The 15,080-nt window shown below is 74.0% G+C and carries 17 protein-coding genes; 6 read left to right on the top strand and 11 right to left on the bottom strand.

What is annotated here, in order from left to right:
- Positions 1–4: 4 nt before the first annotated feature.
- Genes VFG42_RS24375 through VFG42_RS24355 form a run of 5 tightly spaced genes read right to left on the bottom strand, consistent with a single transcriptional unit; the run spans position 5 to position 3,639 of the window.
- The gene (locus tag VFG42_RS24375; protein WP_324911445.1) at positions 5–154 is read right to left on the bottom strand and encodes a DUF1059 domain-containing protein; all 150 of its coding nucleotides are present in this window, start codon (positions 152–154) and stop codon (positions 5–7) included.
- Positions 151–999, bottom strand: a complete 849-nt coding sequence (locus tag VFG42_RS24370; RefSeq protein ID WP_324911444.1) for an SDR family NAD(P)-dependent oxidoreductase — start codon at positions 997–999, stop codon at positions 151–153. Before VFG42_RS24370 ends, VFG42_RS24375 begins: the two co-directional genes overlap by 4 nt.
- Positions 996–1,454, bottom strand: a complete 459-nt coding sequence (locus VFG42_RS24365) for a Rieske (2Fe-2S) protein (protein ID WP_324911443.1) — start codon at positions 1,452–1,454, stop codon at positions 996–998. The genes VFG42_RS24370 and VFG42_RS24365 overlap by 4 nt, the downstream gene beginning before the upstream one ends.
- On the bottom strand, positions 1,451–2,500 hold the full coding sequence (locus VFG42_RS24360) for an amidohydrolase family protein (protein ID WP_324911442.1): 1,050 nt from the start codon (positions 2,498–2,500) through the stop codon (positions 1,451–1,453). Before VFG42_RS24360 ends, VFG42_RS24365 begins: the two co-directional genes overlap by 4 nt.
- Positions 2,500–3,639, bottom strand: a complete 1,140-nt coding sequence (locus VFG42_RS24355) for an amidohydrolase family protein (RefSeq protein WP_324911441.1) — start codon at positions 3,637–3,639, stop codon at positions 2,500–2,502. Before VFG42_RS24355 ends, VFG42_RS24360 begins: the two co-directional genes overlap by 1 nt.
- Positions 3,640–3,718: 79 nt before the next feature.
- On the opposite strand from VFG42_RS24355, the gene VFG42_RS24350 reads away from it, so the two are divergent.
- Complete coding sequence (locus tag VFG42_RS24350; protein WP_324911440.1) at positions 3,719–4,666, top strand: PDR/VanB family oxidoreductase; 948 nt, start codon at positions 3,719–3,721, stop codon at positions 4,664–4,666.
- 7 nt (positions 4,667–4,673) lie between these two features.
- Here VFG42_RS24350 and VFG42_RS24345 read toward each other — a convergent pair whose 3' ends face one another.
- From VFG42_RS24345 to VFG42_RS24320, 6 genes are read right to left on the bottom strand one after another with little or no spacing between them, the layout of a single operon-like run.
- Positions 4,674–6,041 (bottom strand): phosphotransferase family protein, encoded by a 1,368-nt coding sequence (locus VFG42_RS24345; RefSeq protein ID WP_324911439.1) that lies wholly within the window; start codon positions 6,039–6,041, stop codon positions 4,674–4,676.
- A complete protein-coding gene (locus tag VFG42_RS24340; RefSeq protein ID WP_324911438.1) occupies positions 6,041–7,111 on the bottom strand; it encodes a hypothetical protein in 1,071 nt (356 codons plus the stop codon). Before VFG42_RS24340 ends, VFG42_RS24345 begins: the two co-directional genes overlap by 1 nt.
- The gene (locus VFG42_RS24335) at positions 7,101–8,330 is read right to left on the bottom strand and encodes a cytochrome P450 (protein ID WP_324911437.1); all 1,230 of its coding nucleotides are present in this window, start codon (positions 8,328–8,330) and stop codon (positions 7,101–7,103) included. The genes VFG42_RS24340 and VFG42_RS24335 overlap by 11 nt, the downstream gene beginning before the upstream one ends.
- 10 nt (positions 8,331–8,340) lie before the next feature.
- On the bottom strand, positions 8,341–8,973 hold the full coding sequence (locus tag VFG42_RS24330) for a hypothetical protein (RefSeq protein ID WP_324911436.1): 633 nt from the start codon (positions 8,971–8,973) through the stop codon (positions 8,341–8,343).
- A complete protein-coding gene (locus tag VFG42_RS24325) occupies positions 8,970–9,719 on the bottom strand; it encodes an SDR family NAD(P)-dependent oxidoreductase (RefSeq protein WP_324911435.1) in 750 nt (249 codons plus the stop codon). The genes VFG42_RS24330 and VFG42_RS24325 overlap by 4 nt, the downstream gene beginning before the upstream one ends.
- A gap of 14 nt (positions 9,720–9,733) precedes the next feature.
- Positions 9,734–11,191, bottom strand: coding sequence for an aldehyde dehydrogenase family protein (locus VFG42_RS24320; RefSeq protein WP_324911434.1), 1,458 nt, complete (start codon positions 11,189–11,191; stop codon positions 9,734–9,736).
- A gap of 78 nt (positions 11,192–11,269) precedes the next feature.
- Between VFG42_RS24320 and VFG42_RS24315 the strand changes: the two genes are divergently transcribed.
- The 5 genes from VFG42_RS24315 (at position 11,270) to VFG42_RS24295 (ending at position 15,000) form a co-directional block, all read left to right on the top strand.
- Positions 11,270–11,608 (top strand): hypothetical protein, encoded by a 339-nt coding sequence (locus tag VFG42_RS24315; protein ID WP_324911433.1) that lies wholly within the window; start codon positions 11,270–11,272, stop codon positions 11,606–11,608.
- A 63-nt stretch (positions 11,609–11,671) separates the two neighbouring features.
- Positions 11,672–12,508 carry an alpha/beta hydrolase gene (locus VFG42_RS24310; protein WP_324911432.1) on the top strand — a complete coding sequence of 279 codons (837 nt, stop codon included), beginning with the start codon at positions 11,672–11,674 and terminating at the stop codon, positions 12,506–12,508.
- Between the two features lie 4 nt (positions 12,509–12,512).
- The gene (locus tag VFG42_RS24305; RefSeq protein ID WP_324911431.1) at positions 12,513–13,265 is read left to right on the top strand and encodes a glucose 1-dehydrogenase; all 753 of its coding nucleotides are present in this window, start codon (positions 12,513–12,515) and stop codon (positions 13,263–13,265) included.
- Positions 13,262–14,425 carry a flavin reductase gene (locus VFG42_RS24300; RefSeq protein WP_324911430.1) on the top strand — a complete coding sequence of 388 codons (1,164 nt, stop codon included), beginning with the start codon at positions 13,262–13,264 and terminating at the stop codon, positions 14,423–14,425. The genes VFG42_RS24305 and VFG42_RS24300 overlap by 4 nt, the downstream gene beginning before the upstream one ends.
- A 125-nt stretch (positions 14,426–14,550) precedes the next feature.
- Positions 14,551–15,000 (top strand): hypothetical protein, encoded by a 450-nt coding sequence (locus tag VFG42_RS24295; RefSeq protein WP_324911429.1) that lies wholly within the window; start codon positions 14,551–14,553, stop codon positions 14,998–15,000.
- The last annotated feature ends 80 nt before the right edge of the window (positions 15,001–15,080 follow it).

The following is a 15,080-nucleotide window of genomic DNA, read 5'->3' as shown; positions in this document are numbered from 1 at the left end:
CCGCTCAGGCGTGAGCGACCATCAGGATCTCTTCGCGCGTGTATTGGTGGTCGGGATGCTCGGCGGCCAGGTGGGCCTGCACGTTGGCCACCAGCTCGTCCTCGTCGGAGCCTGTGATCCGCTCCCCGCACGGGCAGTCCAGCTTGGTCTTCACGATGCACCAGCTCCTTTCGCGGCGTTCGCCTTGCGGTACAGGTCGCCGATCGGGTACGGCGACACGACGTCGACGCCGCCGTCGAGCAGCAGGTTCTGCCCGGTGACGTAGGCCGAGAGGTCGGAGATCAGGAACAGCGCGGCGGCGGCGACGTCGCTGGGCAGCGCCGTGCGGCCGAGCGGCCCGAGGCCGGCCCACCGCGGGTAGTCGTCGCCGATGACCGCGCCCATGCGCGGCGTCCAGACGATGCCGGGCGAGACCGCGTTGACGCGCACGCCCAGCTCGCCCTGCTCGACCGCCGCGCTGCGCACCAGCGACAGCAGCGCGGCCTTCGCCATGCCGTAGAACGCGTGGTGCGCCGAGCCCGACATGCCGTCGTAGGACGAGATGTACACCAACGACCCGCCGCCGTCGGCGGCCATCGCCGCCGAGCCCAGGCGCGCGAGCAGGAGCGCGTGGCGCAGGTTGACGTGCTGCGACTGCTCCCAGTCGGCGAGCGTCGAGTCGATGATGTCGACGAAGCGGGCGCCGCCGACGATGTCGACGATCCCCGTGATCGGCCCGAGCGCCGCGCGGGCCTGCGCCAGCAGGCGCGCGAGGTCGTCCTCGTCGGCGATGTCGCCGACCAGCGCGACGCCGCCGACCTCGTCCGCGACGCCCGCGGCCAGCGCGGGCGTCAGGTCGACGCAGCCGACGCGCGCGCCGACCGCGGCGAGCGCGTGCGCGGTCTGGCGCCCGATGCCGGCCCCGGCGCCGGCGACCAGCACGCCGCGGCCGTCCAGGCGGCCCATCGCGGCGTAGTCCGGGACGGCCTCGGCGTCGGGCGGCGACGAGCTGTCGCTCATGCTCCCCCACCGCCCAGCAGCAGCACGACCGTGGCGTCGTCCTCGACGACGACCGGCACCGTCTCGACGCCCCGCCTCAGCCGCGCCTCGAGCGCGCTGCCGGGCGCCGGCTCCTCCAGCTCCACGTCGTAGCGCCGCACGCGGCTCTTGGACGGGAAGATCGTCCGCCCGCTCTTGATCTCGAACTCCCAGTGGTGCCAGGGGCAGGTGATGATCTCGCCCTCGCGCGTCCACTCGACCTCGAACGCCCCCGACGCGCGCGCCCGCGCCGCGCCGGTGCCCTTGATCGAGCCGCTGCACAGCGGCGCGCCCATGTGCGGGCAGTGGTTGCGCAAGGCGTAGAACTCGCCGTCGACGTTGAAGACGCCGATGCCGGCCCGCTCGGACTCGGGGTGCACGACGCGCACCGCCCCGGGCGGGATCTCGCGCGCGGGCCCGACGACGAAGCGCGTCATGCCGCCACCTCGACGCCGAGCGCGGCGGCCAGGCGCGGGATCGTCTCCAGCGCGTTGCCCGCGAGCACGCGCGCGGCGTCCTCGTCGCCCAGCCCTTCGGTCGCCTCGGCGCGCGTCGCGCCGTCCCAGTGCGGATGGTGGCTGCCGTAGATCGCCAGCGTGCCGGGCCGCGTGACGGCGACCAGCTCGGGGTCGAGCGTCTCGCCGTCCGGGCGCCCGTCGGTGTAGGAGCAGACGAACCGCGCGTAGCGCTGGACGAGCGTGCTCGGCAGCTCCTCGATCCACGGCACCTCGACCCGGCCGGCGCGCCAGTCGTTGTTCAGGCGCCACAGCAGCGTCGGCGCGAGGTCCAGGCCGCCGTCGCCGAAGATGAACCGCAGGTCGGGAAGCCGCTCGTAGAGGCCGCTGCCCATGACGCTGGCCATCTGCACGATGGCGGTCAGCGCGCGCAGCGTGTCGGCCTCGGCCCAGTGCACAGGCTGGCCCGCGACCGAGTGCCACATCTCGGCGGCGTTGGCGAGGTCGTCCTGGACGTAGACCGGAAGGCCGTGCGCGGCGGCCGCCTCCCAGATCGGCAGGTACTGCTCCTCGCCGAAGTGCGCGAACGCGCGCAGCCCGACCGCGACCTGCACGAAGCGCGGGTTCCCGGCCCAGCGCTCGATCTCCCGGACCGCGCCCTCGACGTCGGTCACCGCGACGCGGATCGACCCGTAGAAGCGCTCGTCCGCCGAGCCGTCCAGGAACGCCTCGGCCAGCCAGTCGTTGGTGGCGGCGGCGACAGCCGTGGCGTGCAGGCGGTTGGGCAGGATGCCGCGGGTCAGCGGCGTCAGGATCGCCGCGTCGACGTCGCCGGCGCCGAAGACCGCCTCGGCGACGCGCTCGGGATCGCCGGCCGCGGCGAGGTCCGCCACCTCGTCGATCGGCGTCTCCCAGAGCCGGCCCAGCGGCGTCGGCAACCCCATGTTGTGGTCGCGCCACGGCCCGGGCAGGCGCCGCAGGTACTCCTCGGTGGAGATCGACGGGTGCACCGCCGCGTCGACGACCATCAGGCGTCGACCTCGTCGTACGGGCCGCCGGGGCGGGTCGCCGGCAGGTTGTAGAACTCGCGCGCGTTCTCGCTCATGATGCGGCCGCGCAGCGCGTCGTCGACCGCGGGCGGGAGCGCCACGTCGGGGTCGTCGAAGTCGTAGTGCGGGTAGTCGGTCGCGAACATCAGCAGCTTGTCGGCCTCGGCCGCGCGCAGGTAGGCGGCCAGCTCCTTGGGCCGGACCGCGCTCTCCAGCGGCTGGCTGGAGAAGCGGACCTGGTCGCGCAGGCACTCCAGCGGGCTCTTGGTGGCCTCGGCCAGGAAGCCGCGCTTGGCCTCCCACTGCCGGCTCATGCGGGCGATCAACGGGCGGTGCCAGAGGAAGCCGCCCTCCACGAACACCACCTTGAACTCGGGCAGCCGCGCGAACGTGCCGGCCGTGATCCAGCTCGTCAGGTGCGCGGCGTACTCCAGCGGGTGCGAGATCGCGTGGTACTCGAAGTACGTGGTGAAGCGCCCGGTGGGCGTGATCCCCATCTGCAGCCGGTTGCTCTCGTTGAAGTGCATGGCGACGGGCAGCCGATGTCGCGCCGCCGTCTCCCACAGCGGGAGGTAGCTGGGGTGGCCGAACGGGCGGTCGCCGTCGGGCTGGATCAGGATCTGCCGGAAGCCCTCGTGCCCGGCCCAGCGCTCGATCTCGGCGATCGCGCCGGGGACGTTGTCGACGGGGACGCAGATCGAGCCGAAGAAGCGCAAGTTGTCCTCGTTGAGCCACGTCTCGGCCTGCCAGGCGTTGAGGCCGCGCATGATCGCGAGGTTGACGGCCGGGTCCGCGCCGACGCCGACCAAGGGCGTCATGAACCCGAAGTCCATCTTCGCCTCGCCCCAGAGCTGGCGCTTGACGGTCTCCTTGTGCGTGCCGGGCACCTCGCCGTCCGGGCCCCACGCGTCCTGGCGCAGGCCCTCGCCGAGCAGCAGGTAGCACGACCGCGGGATCAGCCGCCGGAGGTCCTTGCGCATGACCGTGTCGAGGACGTCACGCGGCATGAAGTCCACGAGCGTCGCGGGCATCGGCGTCAGATGGACGTCGCAGTCGATCCTCTTGACGGCGACGCGCCGGGCGGACGCGGCCGGCGCGGCCACTTGCAGGTCGGTCATTCCGCGACGCTAACGCATCGCCACGGCTGTTTCAACATCTTTGTTGACGGAGCGCCGAACGCCGACTACCGTCGTGGCGATGACGGTGCGGGAGATCGAGACCGAGGTCCTCTCGGTGGATCGCGAGGCCGACGGCGTGCTCTCGCTGCGGCTCGGGCCGACCGGCGCGGACGCGCTTCCGCCCTGGGAGCCCGGGGCGCACGTGGATCTCCTGCTCGGCGGGGACCTCGAGCGCCAGTACTCGCTGTGCGGCGCGCCGGAGGCGCGCGACGCGTGGCGGATCGCCGTCCTGCGCGAGCCCGAGAGCCGCGGCGGATCCGCGTTCGTCCACACCTCCGTTGCCGCTGGTGACCGGCTGACGGTCCGCGGCCCACGCAACCACTTCAACCTGGTCGAGGCCGACGCCTACCGGTTCGTCGCGGGCGGCATCGGCATCACGCCGATCCTGCCGATGCTCGCCCGCCTGTCCGCGGAGGGACGCCCGTGGCGGCTGCTCTACGGCGGCCGGCGGCGTGGCTCGATGGCCTTCGTCGACGAGCTGGCCGCGCTGGGCGGCGACGTCGTGCTGTGGCCACAGGACGAGCATGGGCTGCTGGACCTCGACGCCTTCCTCGGCCCGCCCGCCGACGGCACCGCGATCTACTGCTGCGGGCCCGAGGGGCTGCTGGCGGCCGTGGAGGCCCGCGCCGAGCGCTGGCCCGCGGGCGCGCTGCACCTGGAGCGCTTCGCGCCCAAGGACGGTGCCCTGGAGGGCGCCGCCACCGCCTTCGAGGTCGTCCTCCAGGAGAGCGGGATCACGATCGCCGTCGGCCCGGACGAGACGATCGCCGACGCGATCGAGGCCGCGGGCGTCGACGTCGACACGTCGTGCCGCGAGGGCACCTGCGGCACGTGCGAGACCGCCGTGCTGGAGGGCGTGCCCGACCACCGCGACTCGGTGCTCAGCGCGAGCGAGCAGGCGTCGGGCGAGGTCATGATGATCTGCTGCTCGCGCGCGCGGACCCCGCGGCTGGTCCTCGACCTGTAGGTCTTGGTCAGCCCGCGGGCGTGCGCGGCGGCCAGCCGGCCGGGTCGCTGTTGCCGGCCTCGGCGACGAGCCGGCGCAGCCGCTGGTGGCGCGGGTCGTGCAGGTCGGCGGCGAAGGCGGCGTCGTCCAGCAGCCTCCGGGCCAGCGCGGCCAGGCCGGTGGACGGCGGCGCGCCGGCGTCGCGCGCCAGGTCCTCGACGTCGTCGGCGAAGGACGGCCGCAGGTCGCCGCGCGGGCGCGCCATCCCGCGCAGGACCGCGGCGCTCAGCCGCAGCTCGCCGCCGCCGGTGCGCGCGGCGTCGCGCACGGCGCGTTGGACGACGGCGATGGCACGGTCGCCGTCCCCGTCGGACGACGACCCCGTCCCGGCCGGCAGCCCGAGCGCCTCCGCGAGCATCGGCCGGCTCTCCAGCGCGCTGAAGCCCGCGCGCAGCGCGGTCAGGTCGTCGGCGCCGTCGCTGAACGGGCGGCTGGCGTTGATCCACAGGCACACGACCTTGAAGGTGGCGAGCACGGCGAAGTAGCGCAGGGCGACGGGTGGCACGTCGCGCTCCATGCGCTCCTCGTAGCGTCGAACCAGCGCGTCGGGCTCCCACAGGCCGCAGGCCAGGCCGTTGGTGCGCAGCGCCGGAGAGCAGGCGGCGCCGAGGTCGTAGAGCGGGTCGCCCAGCTCGGCCAGCTCCCAGTCGAGCACCGACGCGATCCGCTCGCCGACGATCACCACGTTGCCGACGCGGTAGTCGCAGTGCGCCAGGCGCGGCGCGACCGGCGCCGGGGCCGTGCTCGCGAGCCAGGCGTCGGCGTAGGCCAGCAGCGGGTCGTCGGCGAACGCCGGCGCGGCGCGGAGCACCTCGGCCCACCGCCGGTGCTCGCGCACGGCGTGCGGCGCGCCGCCGTCCAGCGGCTGCCCGAGCGCGGCGGCCGCCGGCTCGGGCCGCACGCGGTGGACCGCGCACAGGCAGGCCAGGAAGTCCTCCGCCAGCGGGCCGTTGGGCGGATGGCCGGCGAGGTACTCGCGCCCGGACCGGCTGAACGGGTCGGGCACGTCGCCGGGCTGGTAGTCGGTGATGTAGCCCTCGCGTCCCAGCACCTCCGCCGGGACCTCCCAGAGCGCGTGCGGCGCGGGCACCTCGGTCGCCTCCAGCGCGCACAGGAGCGCGTGCTGCTGCGCGACGCTCGTCATCCCCGCGAGCGGCCCGCCCTCCGGGTGGAGGTGCAGCACGACGTTCATCGCCCCGCCGCCGTCGTCCAGCCGAACGCGGACCGACGTGGCGGACCGCCCGCCGCCCAGCGGGGCGAACTCGGTGACGCGGCAGACGTGCCCGCACGCGTTGAGGTGCGCCTCGAGCCGGCGCGCGGACGCCTCGAGGTCCATCAGCCCGTCAGCGTCGGGCGGTAGGTGTAGGACCTGCTCCGGGAGATCGCCAGCTCGAAGATGCCGGTGCCGGCCTCCTCGCCGACGCGGCAGGAGCAGAGCTTGTCGGTCAGCGCCAGCGACATGTCGCGCAGCACGACGGACTCGCCCAGCGCCATCCGCTCGTGCTCGACGTGCAGCGCGCCGCGATCCTGGCCGTGCCAGCCGCCGTATCCCGCCGGCGCCATGTAGATCCCGGGCGCCAGCGCGGCCCAGTCGACGTCGATCGCCTCGCCGGTGGCCAGGCGCGCGCGGACGCGGCCATCGGTGAACTCGCCGCGCGCGTCCGTGCGCAGGTCGTGCTCGACGGCGACGATCGGCTCCGGCGCGCCGCCGCCCTCGGGCAGCACCGCGCCGTCGACATGGACGGGTCGTCCGTCGCGGCCCTCGTTGTAGAGCACGGCGATGCAGCGGTCCTCCAGCTGGGCGCCGCCCCAGAGGTGCAGGCCGAGACGCTCCTGCGTGCGGCGCACGCCCCACGAGCGGTCGCGCATCCCCCACCACCCGGCGACGTCGTGCACGACGCCGTCGACGCGCAGCTCGCCCTCGTAGCGGCCGGGCTGGAAGAAGTGCGAGAACTCGGTCGGCGGGCCGTCGGCGTGGGCGACCGCGATCGGCTCGACGAGGTACGGCTGGGCGCGCGCGGTGTAGACCACGTCGAGCGAGAAGCCCTCCACGCCGCCGTTGACGACCAGGCGCCAGCGGCGCAGCGGCTCCAGGACGTCCCAGGTCAGCGGGCCGATCGACGTCGGCGCCTCGCCCGGGCCGACCCGCCGCGCGACGCGCAGGTTGCGCTGCTGGCCGTCGACGACCAGGCATGCGTAGCCGTCCATGACGCCGGCGTTGGCGTAGCGGCCCGCGCCGAGCACCAGCGACGGCCCCGGGCCGGGCGCGTGCAGGTTGAAGTAGAACCGGTCGAACCAGCTCGGCGACCGCTCGGCGACCTGCGCGAACGGCCGCGCCAGCTGGTGGACCAGCAGGTCGTCCGCGCCGCTGAGCGCCGTCCCGGCGGTGACGGCCTCAGACGTCAAAGGCCAGCCGCAGCGCGCCGGGGCCCCAGAGGGCTCCGGTGGCCACCATCGTGACGGGCTCGGTGATGCGCGGGCGCTTCAGCGTCTGGGTCAGCACCTCGATCGCGACCTCCATGTCGGAGCGCGCCATGTGCTGGCCGAGGCACTTGTGCAGGCCCCAGCCGAACGGCATGCGGCCCTTGACCTCGCGCCGCAGGTCGAAGCGGTCCGGGTCCTCGAACTTGTCGGGGTCGCGCGTCGTGCCCATCGGGTTCCAGCGGACGATCGTGCCCACCGGCAGCGCGACGCCGTCGAGCACGACGCCCTCCTCGGCGACCACGCGGGCGATGCCGAGGATCACCGGGTAGAAGCGCATGCCCTCCTCGACGGCGGCGGGCACGAGCGAGGGATCGGCGACGACCTCGTCCCACGCCCCGCTCTCGATCAGCGCCCGGACGATCGAGACCGTCTGGTTGCGCGTCGTGAAGTGCGCGGCCTGCAGGAGCGTGACGAGGCTCCAGACGATCTCGCGCTCGGTCATGACGCCGGTGCGCTCGTACTCGACGAGGTCGTCGATGAAGTCGCCGCGCCGGTCGTCCCTGCGGCCGGCGATCAGCTCGGCGGTGTAGTCCGACAGCGACTGCAGCGCCGCCTCGATGCGCGGCACGACCGGCTCGAGCGGGAACGAGTTGATCAGCGCGAAGTCCAGCGTGACGCGCTCGAAGATCGGCACGTCCTCGACCGGCACGCCGAGCGCGCGGCAGAGGATCTCGACCGGGTAGTTGTGGGAGAAGTCGCCGACGAGGTCGCACGCGCCCTTCTCCACCCAGGCGCCCATCAGCTTGTTGGCCGCGTCCCGGTACATGTCGCGCTGGCGCTCGACGGCGCCGGCGGCCAGCGGCGGCGTGAGCAGGCGGCGGTGGACCTTGTGGTGCTCGCCGCGCAGCGCGGTCATCTTGCCGTTGGACAGGTACTCGACGAGCAGCGGGCCCGCGCCCATCGACTTGAAGTGCCCGGCGTCGGGGTTCGTGATCCGCTTGTCGGACAGGATGACGCGGCCGTCGTCGTAGGCCATCGTCTCGATGCCCTGACGGGTCCGCATCAGGCGACCGCCGCGCGGATCGCTCTCGCGGACGCGGCGCACGCACTCGAACGGGTTCTGGATGTACTCGTCGGTCGAGGTGTCCAGGTACGGCAGCTCGACCTGATCCAGCGGGACAGCTTCAGCGGTGGTCGTCACGGCTCACACGCTATGCCTTGGGACGACTACTGTCAACACATGTGATGACGGGAGTCCTCACCCGTGCGATCGGGGGCCGCCCGGCGGTGGCGTACCAGGGCCGCTCCATCAGCCGCTCGTACCACGGGGTGCCCATGCTCGCGACGACCGCGGGGTCGCGCACGGCGTCGCGGTCGACGAGGTCGTGGACGGCCAGGCGCGTGCAAGGCGGCCCGGCCAGCGGGTCCAGCGCCCAGCGCCGGATGCGCCGCCAGCCGGGCGTGGCGAGCAGCAGCGGCGCGTGCTCCCGCTCGTAGTAGTCGTCCAGCTCCGCGCGCTGCGCGGCGTCGGGCGGCGCGAACGCGATGACCATGACCGGGCCGTCGCCACCGGCCGCGCCCCGGTCCGACAGCGGCGTCGCCCGGTAGGCCCCGGTCGCCGCGTCGTCGCCGGCGAGCCCGAGCCGCCGCGCCCACGCGGCGCGCTCGGGCAGCGCCCCGGCCGCCGTCGCGGGCCGCAGGATCCACAGCTCCGCGCGGTCGCGGCGCACGCCGCCGAGCGCGACCTCCGCGCCGTCGAGGTCGGCGCCCGCGAGCAGCGCCTCGGCCTCGGGCAGCGCGGCGCGCGCGAACGTCGCGTAGACCACGTCCAGCTCCATCCTCACGCTCCGAGCGTCGTCAGCGACATGCCGCCGTCGAGCGCGAGCACGGTCCCGGTGAGGAAGCTCCCGGCGGGCGAGGCCAGATAGACGATGGCGCCGAGGAGGTCGTCGGGCGTGCCCATCCGCCCGGCGGGCGTGCCGGCGAGCAGCGTGTCCGTGTACTCGGCGGGCATCCGCTCGCTCAGCTCGGTGCGGAAGACGCCGGGCGCGATCGCGTTGCACGCGACGTCCGGCCCGAGCATCAGCGCCAGGTGCCGCGTCATGTGGTGCATGCCGCCCTTGCTGGCCACGTAGGAGTAGTTGTCGCGCCGCGGGACGCCGAGGCCGCTGACCGACCCGATGTTGATCACGCGCGCCGGGGGCCGGCGGCGCGCCGCGGCGCGCAGGCTCGGCACCAGCATCCGCGTGAGGTGGAAGACCGCCTTGAGGTTGAGGTCGACGACCGCGTCCCAGACCGCGTCGTCGTGCGCCTCCAGCGGCGCCGCGATCGTCGTCCCGGCGTTGTTGATCAACACGTCCAGGCCGTCGTCGCCGACGCGCGCGGCGACCGCGTCGGCCAGCGCGCGGCAGCCGGCCTCGGTGCCCAGCTCGGCATGGAGCGGGACGCAGCCGGCGCCGGCGAGGTCCCGTGGCCCGTCGGGCGCGCGCGAGGTGACGAGCACGCGCGCGCCGCGCTCGGCCAGGCCGACCGCCGTCATCCGCCCCAGGCCGCGGGAGCCGCCGGTGACCAGCACCGTGCTGCCCCGCACGTCGAACGACGGGATCAGACGACCCCGACGCCGTTGGCGAACTGCTTGACCTCCAAGAACGCCTCGACGCCCTCGATGCCGCCCTCCCGGCCCATGCCGGACTGCTTGTAGCCGCCGAACGGCTGCGTCGGGCAGCACCCGAAGCCGTTCCAGGAGATCGCGCCCGCGCGCAGCCGGACGCCGATGGCGAAGGCCCGGTCGCGGTCGTGGGTGAAGATCGCGCCGGCCAGCCCGTACTCGGAGGCGTTGGCGATGGCGATCGCCTCGTCGACGCTGTCGTAGGGCATCAACACGGTGACCGGCCCGAAGGCCTCCTCCTGGACGATCCGCATCTCAGGCGTCACGTCGGCGATCAGCGTCGGCTCGTAGAACCAGCCCGTCAGCCCCTCGGGCCGCCGTCCGCCGGTGACGATCCGGGCGCCCTCGGCGCGGGCCGAGTCGACCAGCGCGGCGACGCGTTCGAGCTGCCGCTCGGAGACCAACGGCCCCTGCGACGTCGTCGCCAGGTCGGCGTCGCCGATGCCCTGGGCGGCGTAGAACCCCGCCAGCGCCGCCTCCCACTCCTGGTAGCGCGCGGCGGGCACGAGGATCCGCGACAGCAGCGTGCAGATCTGGCCGCTCATGCCCAGGCAGCCGGCGAACAGCGTCGGCAGCGCCTCCGCCGGGTCCATGTCCTCCAGCATGATCCCCGCCGACTTGCCGCCGAGCTCCAGGGTGACGCGGGTCAGGTTGGCCGCGGCCGACGCCATCACCGCGCGGCCCGTGGCCGAGCTGCCGGTGAAGCTGACGTGGTCGACGTCGGGATGGGCGACGAGGCGCTCGCCGACCTCGCGACCCGCGGGCAGGAAGCTGATGACGCCCCCGGGCAGCCCGGCCTCGGCGCACGCCTCCGCGAGCACGAGCGCGCCGAGCGGCGCGTTGGGGTCGACCTTGACGACGACCGTGCAGCCGGCCATCAGCGCCGCGCCCGCCTTCGTGGCGGCCAGCAGCACCGGGGCATTCCACGGCACGATGCAGACGGCGACGCCGCCCGGCTCGCGCAGCACGACGACGCGCGAGCCCATGCCGGTGCGCTCCTGGTGGGACCGCTCGGCCAGCTCGCCCGCCAGCGACGCGTTGTCGCGCAGGATCGCCGAGAACAAGGGGTTGATGGCCTCGGCGAAGCCGCGCGGGATCCCGAGGTCGGCGATCGACGCGCGGATCACGTCGTCGGCGCGGGCGTCGAGCCGGTCGGCGATCGCGTTGACGATCGCGGCGCGCTCGTCGTAGCTCATCCGCGGCCACGGCCCGTCGTCGAACGCGCGGCGCGCCGCGGCCACCGCGGCGTCGGCGTCGGCGACCGTCGCCTCGGCGACGTGGGCGATGACGCTGCCGTCGGACGGGTTGGTGACCTCGATGACATCGCGGTCGGGACGCTCGGTCCACGCGCCGCCGATCAAGATGCTGTCGATGCTCTGGATGGTGCCGGCCATGGGGCCGAGGCTAGCCCGGCCCTCGAGCGAAGTCAACGTAGGTGTTGAAACCAGTCGACCGACCGCTAGGCTCTCCCCATGGAAGACGGGCTGATCGTCATCTCGATCGACGTGGCCGACGGCGCCGAGGCCGCCTACCACGCGTGGCACCAGGCGCACATCCGCGAGGTCGTCGACGCCGTGCCGAGCATCGTGGGCGCCCGGCGCTACACGCTCGGCGCGCCCGAGAGCGCGGCGCCGCCCTCCCCCACCTCACGCTTCCTGGCGCTGTACGCGGTGGCCGGCGGCGACGTCGCCGCCGCCCGCGCCGCGATCGCCGCCGCGTCGGCCGAAGGGCGCGTCACGCCGCCCCCGCCGGGCGTCGTCGCCGGCGCCGTCACGCTGCCCTACGAGGCCGCGGCGCCCATCGTCGACTGATCTTTCAACAGTTGCGTTGACCGTAGTATGGTCCCGCTCGACTACGACGACGGAGGACCTGGGTTGGCTTTCTTCACCCTCAGCGACGGCGGCCGCGTTCGGTACGAGATCATCGGCAGCGGCGTGCCGATCGTGGTGACGCCCGGCGGCACCGCGGGGCTCGACGAGCTCTGGCCGATGGCGCACGAGCTGTCCCGCCACTACCAGGTGCTGCTGTGGGACCGCCGCAACACCGGCCGGTCGGACATCTGCTTCGACGGCCCCTCCGAAGGGCAGATGTGGCGCCAGGACCTGGCCGAGCTGGTCCAGGGCCTCGGCCTCGGGCCGCTGCACGTGCTCGGCGGCTCGGGCGGCTCGCGCATGTCGTTGTTCTTCGCGATCGGCCACCCCGAGCTGGTCCGCAAGCTGGTGGTGTGGAACGCCGTCGGCGGCTGGTTCGCCGGGGCGATCCTCGCCGGCGGCCGCTACACGCCGATGATCCGCGCCGCGTGGATCGGCGGGATGGAGGCGGTCGCCGAGGTCCCGCAGATGGCCGAGCTCATCGCGGACAACCCGCGCAACCGCGAGCTGCTGCTGGCCTGGGATCCGATGGACTTCATCGCGCGGATGAAGGAGTGGGCGCGCTTCTACCTGCCCGAGGGCGACAAGATCCTCACGGGCGGGATGACCGAGGAGCAGCTGAGCGGGCTGCCGATGAAGACCCTCATCTTCCAGGGCGGCGACGACAGCCATCCGCCGGAGCTGTCGGAGGAGTACCACCGCCTGATCCCCGACTCGCGCCTGATCGCGCCCGCGCGTTGGGACAGCCACGACTGGTGGTCCCTGTGGACCAAGAACGAGCACTTCGCCGTCTGGCGCGAGCTCGTGCCCGAGATCGTCGAGTTCCTGCAGGAGGACTGAGCCCATGAGCGACTTCACCAACAAGGTCGGCCTCGTCACCGGCGCCGGGACCGGCATCGGCCGCGCGAGCGCGATCGCGTTCGGCGCCCGCGGCGCCGCGGTCGGCGTCCTGGACGTCCGCGCCGAGGAGGCCGCCGAGACCGCGCGGCTGGTCGAGGCGGCCGGCGGCCGCGCGCTGCCCGTCACCGTCGACGTCGGCGACGAGCCGTCGGTCGCCGCGGCCGTCAGCGCGGTCGTCGACGCGTTCGGCGGCCTCGACTTCGCCCACAACAACGCCGGGATCATGGGCGCCAACGGCCCGCTGCAGGACCTCGGCCTCGAGGAGTGGGACCGGATGCTGCGCGTCAACCTGACCGGCGTCTTCCTCTGCATGAAGCACGAGCTGCCGCACCTCGTCGCGCGCGGCGGCGGGGCGATCGTCAACACGTCGTCCAACGCCGGCCTCCACGCGGTCCCGAACATGCCCGCCTACGTGGCGAGCAAGCACGGCGTGGTCGGGCTCTCCAAGGCCGCCGCCGTCGACTACGGCAAGCACGGCGTCCGCGTGAACGCGCTCTGCCCCGGCTCGACCCAGACGCCGATGCTCGAGGCCTACACCCACGGCACCGACGGCGTCGCGCAGCGCGTCAACGCGATCCCGCTCGGCCGCCTCGGCCGACCCGAGGAGCAGGCGGCCGCCGCCGTCTGGCTGTGCTCGGAGGAGGCGTCGTTCGCCACCGGCATCTCGATCTCGCTCGACGGCGGACGACGGGCATGAGCGCCGTGGCCTCCCGGCCGGGCTTCGACGCGCAGACGTTCCGGCAGGTGCTCGGCCACTACCCGACCGGCGTGTGCGTCGTCACCGCGATCGTCGGCGGCCGGCCCGCCGGGATGGCCGTCGGCTCGTTCACCTCCGTGTCGCTGGACCCGCCGCTGGTCGCGTTCCTGCCCGACCGGTCCTCGACGAGCTTCCCGAAGATCCGCGCGGCCGGGTCGTTCTGCGTCAACGTGCTCGGCGCCGACCAGGAGGACGTCTGCCGCGCGCTGGCGGCCAAGGTGGAGGACAAGTTCCGCGACGTGCCGTGGGCGGCCGGCCCGTCGGGAAGCCCGGTGCTCGACGGCGCGGTCGCCTGGATCGACTGCGACCTGGAGAGCGTCGCCGAGGCCGGCGACCACTACATCGTCCTCGGCCGCGTCCGCGACCTCGACGTGCACCAGGGCAGCCTGCCGCTGCTGTTCTTCAAGGGCGGCTACGGCAGCTTCACGCAGCCGTCGCGCGCGGCGGTCGCGGAGTTCGACCTGGTCGCGCAGCTGCGCCTCGTCGACCTCGCGCGCGGGCCGATGCAGCGGCTCGCCGACGAGCTGCGGGTCGAGGTGCTGGCCGTCTCGCTCGTCGGCGAGGACCTGGTCGTCCTCGGCAGCGCCGGCGAGCCGCGCCTGCGCCCCGAGCCGACGCGCCTGGGCCAGCGGATCCCGCACATCCCGCCGATCGGCGGCGTCTTCGTCGCCTGGGCGGATGAGCCGGAGGTCGACGCCTGGCTGGCGCGCGCGCCCGAGCCGTCGCCGGAGCGGGACGCGGTGCTGCGCGCGGGGCTGGAGCGCGTGCGCTCGCGCGGCTGGTCGATCGCGGTCGACCACCCGCGGGTCCGCGAGGTCGAGGCGGCGGTCTTCCGCCACGGCGACGGCCCCGACCGGAACCGCTCGCTGGTCGCCGACGTGCTGTCGAGCGTCGTCGGGTCCTACGAGCCCGCCGCGTTCGACGGCCTGACGGCCCCGAGCAACATCATGGCCCCGGTCCGGGACGCCGGCGGCGGCGTGCCGCTGGCGCTCGCGCTGTACGGGCTGCCGGACGCGATGGGCGCGACCGAGGTCGCGGGCTTCGCCGAGCGCCTGACGAGCGCGGCGGCCGCGATCGGCGCGGTGCTGCCGCCGGCGTGAGCGCCGGCGGCGGGACCGTCGTCTGCCGCGGGGCGTTCGCCTGGAGCCTGCGCGCAAAGCGCTAGCCGAGACCGTCGTCAACCTGTATGTTGACGGTCACGATCCCCCACGGAGAGGAGACCGCGTTGAAGCGGGTCATCACGGGCGTCAACGACGAGGGCAAGTCCTACGTCGTGTCCAGCGAGGAGCTCGAGGTCGAGCTGTTCATCGACGTCCACAACTTCACCCCGGACCACGTCCGGTCGATCATCGGCGACGTCGAGGACGGCACCACCGCCGAGTGGCTGGAGCCGCCCGCGGGCGGCATCAAGATCATGTACATCGCGCACACGCCGGTGTCGCAGATGACCGGCCCGCCGCCGGACCTGCCCGGCCTCGACGAGGAGGGCTTCCACACGACGCGGACCTTCGACGTCGACTACGTCACGCACGGCGAGCTGACGATGCTGCTGGACACCGAGAAGGTCGTGCTGCGCGGCGGCGACGTCGTCATCCAGCAGGCCACGCGCCACGCCTGGCGCAACGAGAGCGAGGAGCAGGCCGGCCTCCTCGCGATCCTGCACACCCCGGCCTGACGCCGGGGCGTCAGGCCGCGGGCGCCGCGGTCGGCTGCCGCGAGCGCACCGGCACCGGCGCGCCGCCTGACGGCGGCGCG

The organism is Baekduia sp. (assembly GCF_035685985.1).
In the GTDB taxonomy this organism is placed as follows: Bacteria; Actinomycetota; Thermoleophilia; order Solirubrobacterales; family Solirubrobacteraceae; genus Baekduia.
Note: the sequence above shows the minus strand (reverse complement) of the source record. Positions and strands in the feature narration are given on the sequence as shown.

Coding starts and splice junctions, on each gene's coding strand:
- VFG42_RS24350 (WP_324911440.1), top strand. CDS start 3,719: ATGACGGTGCGGGAGATCGAGACCGAGGTCCTCTCGGTGGATCGCGAG.
- VFG42_RS24305 (WP_324911431.1), top strand. CDS start 12,513: ATGAGCGACTTCACCAACAAGGTCGGCCTCGTCACCGGCGCCGGGACC.
- VFG42_RS24355 (WP_324911441.1), bottom strand. CDS start 3,639: ATGACCGACCTGCAAGTGGCCGCGCCGGCCGCGTCCGCCCGGCGCGTC.
- VFG42_RS24345 (WP_324911439.1), bottom strand. CDS start 6,041: ATGGACCTCGAGGCGTCCGCGCGCCGGCTCGAGGCGCACCTCAACGCG.
- VFG42_RS24365 (WP_324911443.1), bottom strand. CDS start 1,454: ATGACGCGCTTCGTCGTCGGGCCCGCGCGCGAGATCCCGCCCGGGGCG.
- VFG42_RS24315 (WP_324911433.1), top strand. CDS start 11,270: ATGGAAGACGGGCTGATCGTCATCTCGATCGACGTGGCCGACGGCGCC.
- VFG42_RS24300 (WP_324911430.1), top strand. CDS start 13,262: ATGAGCGCCGTGGCCTCCCGGCCGGGCTTCGACGCGCAGACGTTCCGG.
- VFG42_RS24360 (WP_324911442.1), bottom strand. CDS start 2,500: ATGGTCGTCGACGCGGCGGTGCACCCGTCGATCTCCACCGAGGAGTAC.
- VFG42_RS24320 (WP_324911434.1), bottom strand. CDS start 11,191: ATGGCCGGCACCATCCAGAGCATCGACAGCATCTTGATCGGCGGCGCG.
- VFG42_RS24370 (WP_324911444.1), bottom strand. CDS start 999: ATGAGCGACAGCTCGTCGCCGCCCGACGCCGAGGCCGTCCCGGACTAC.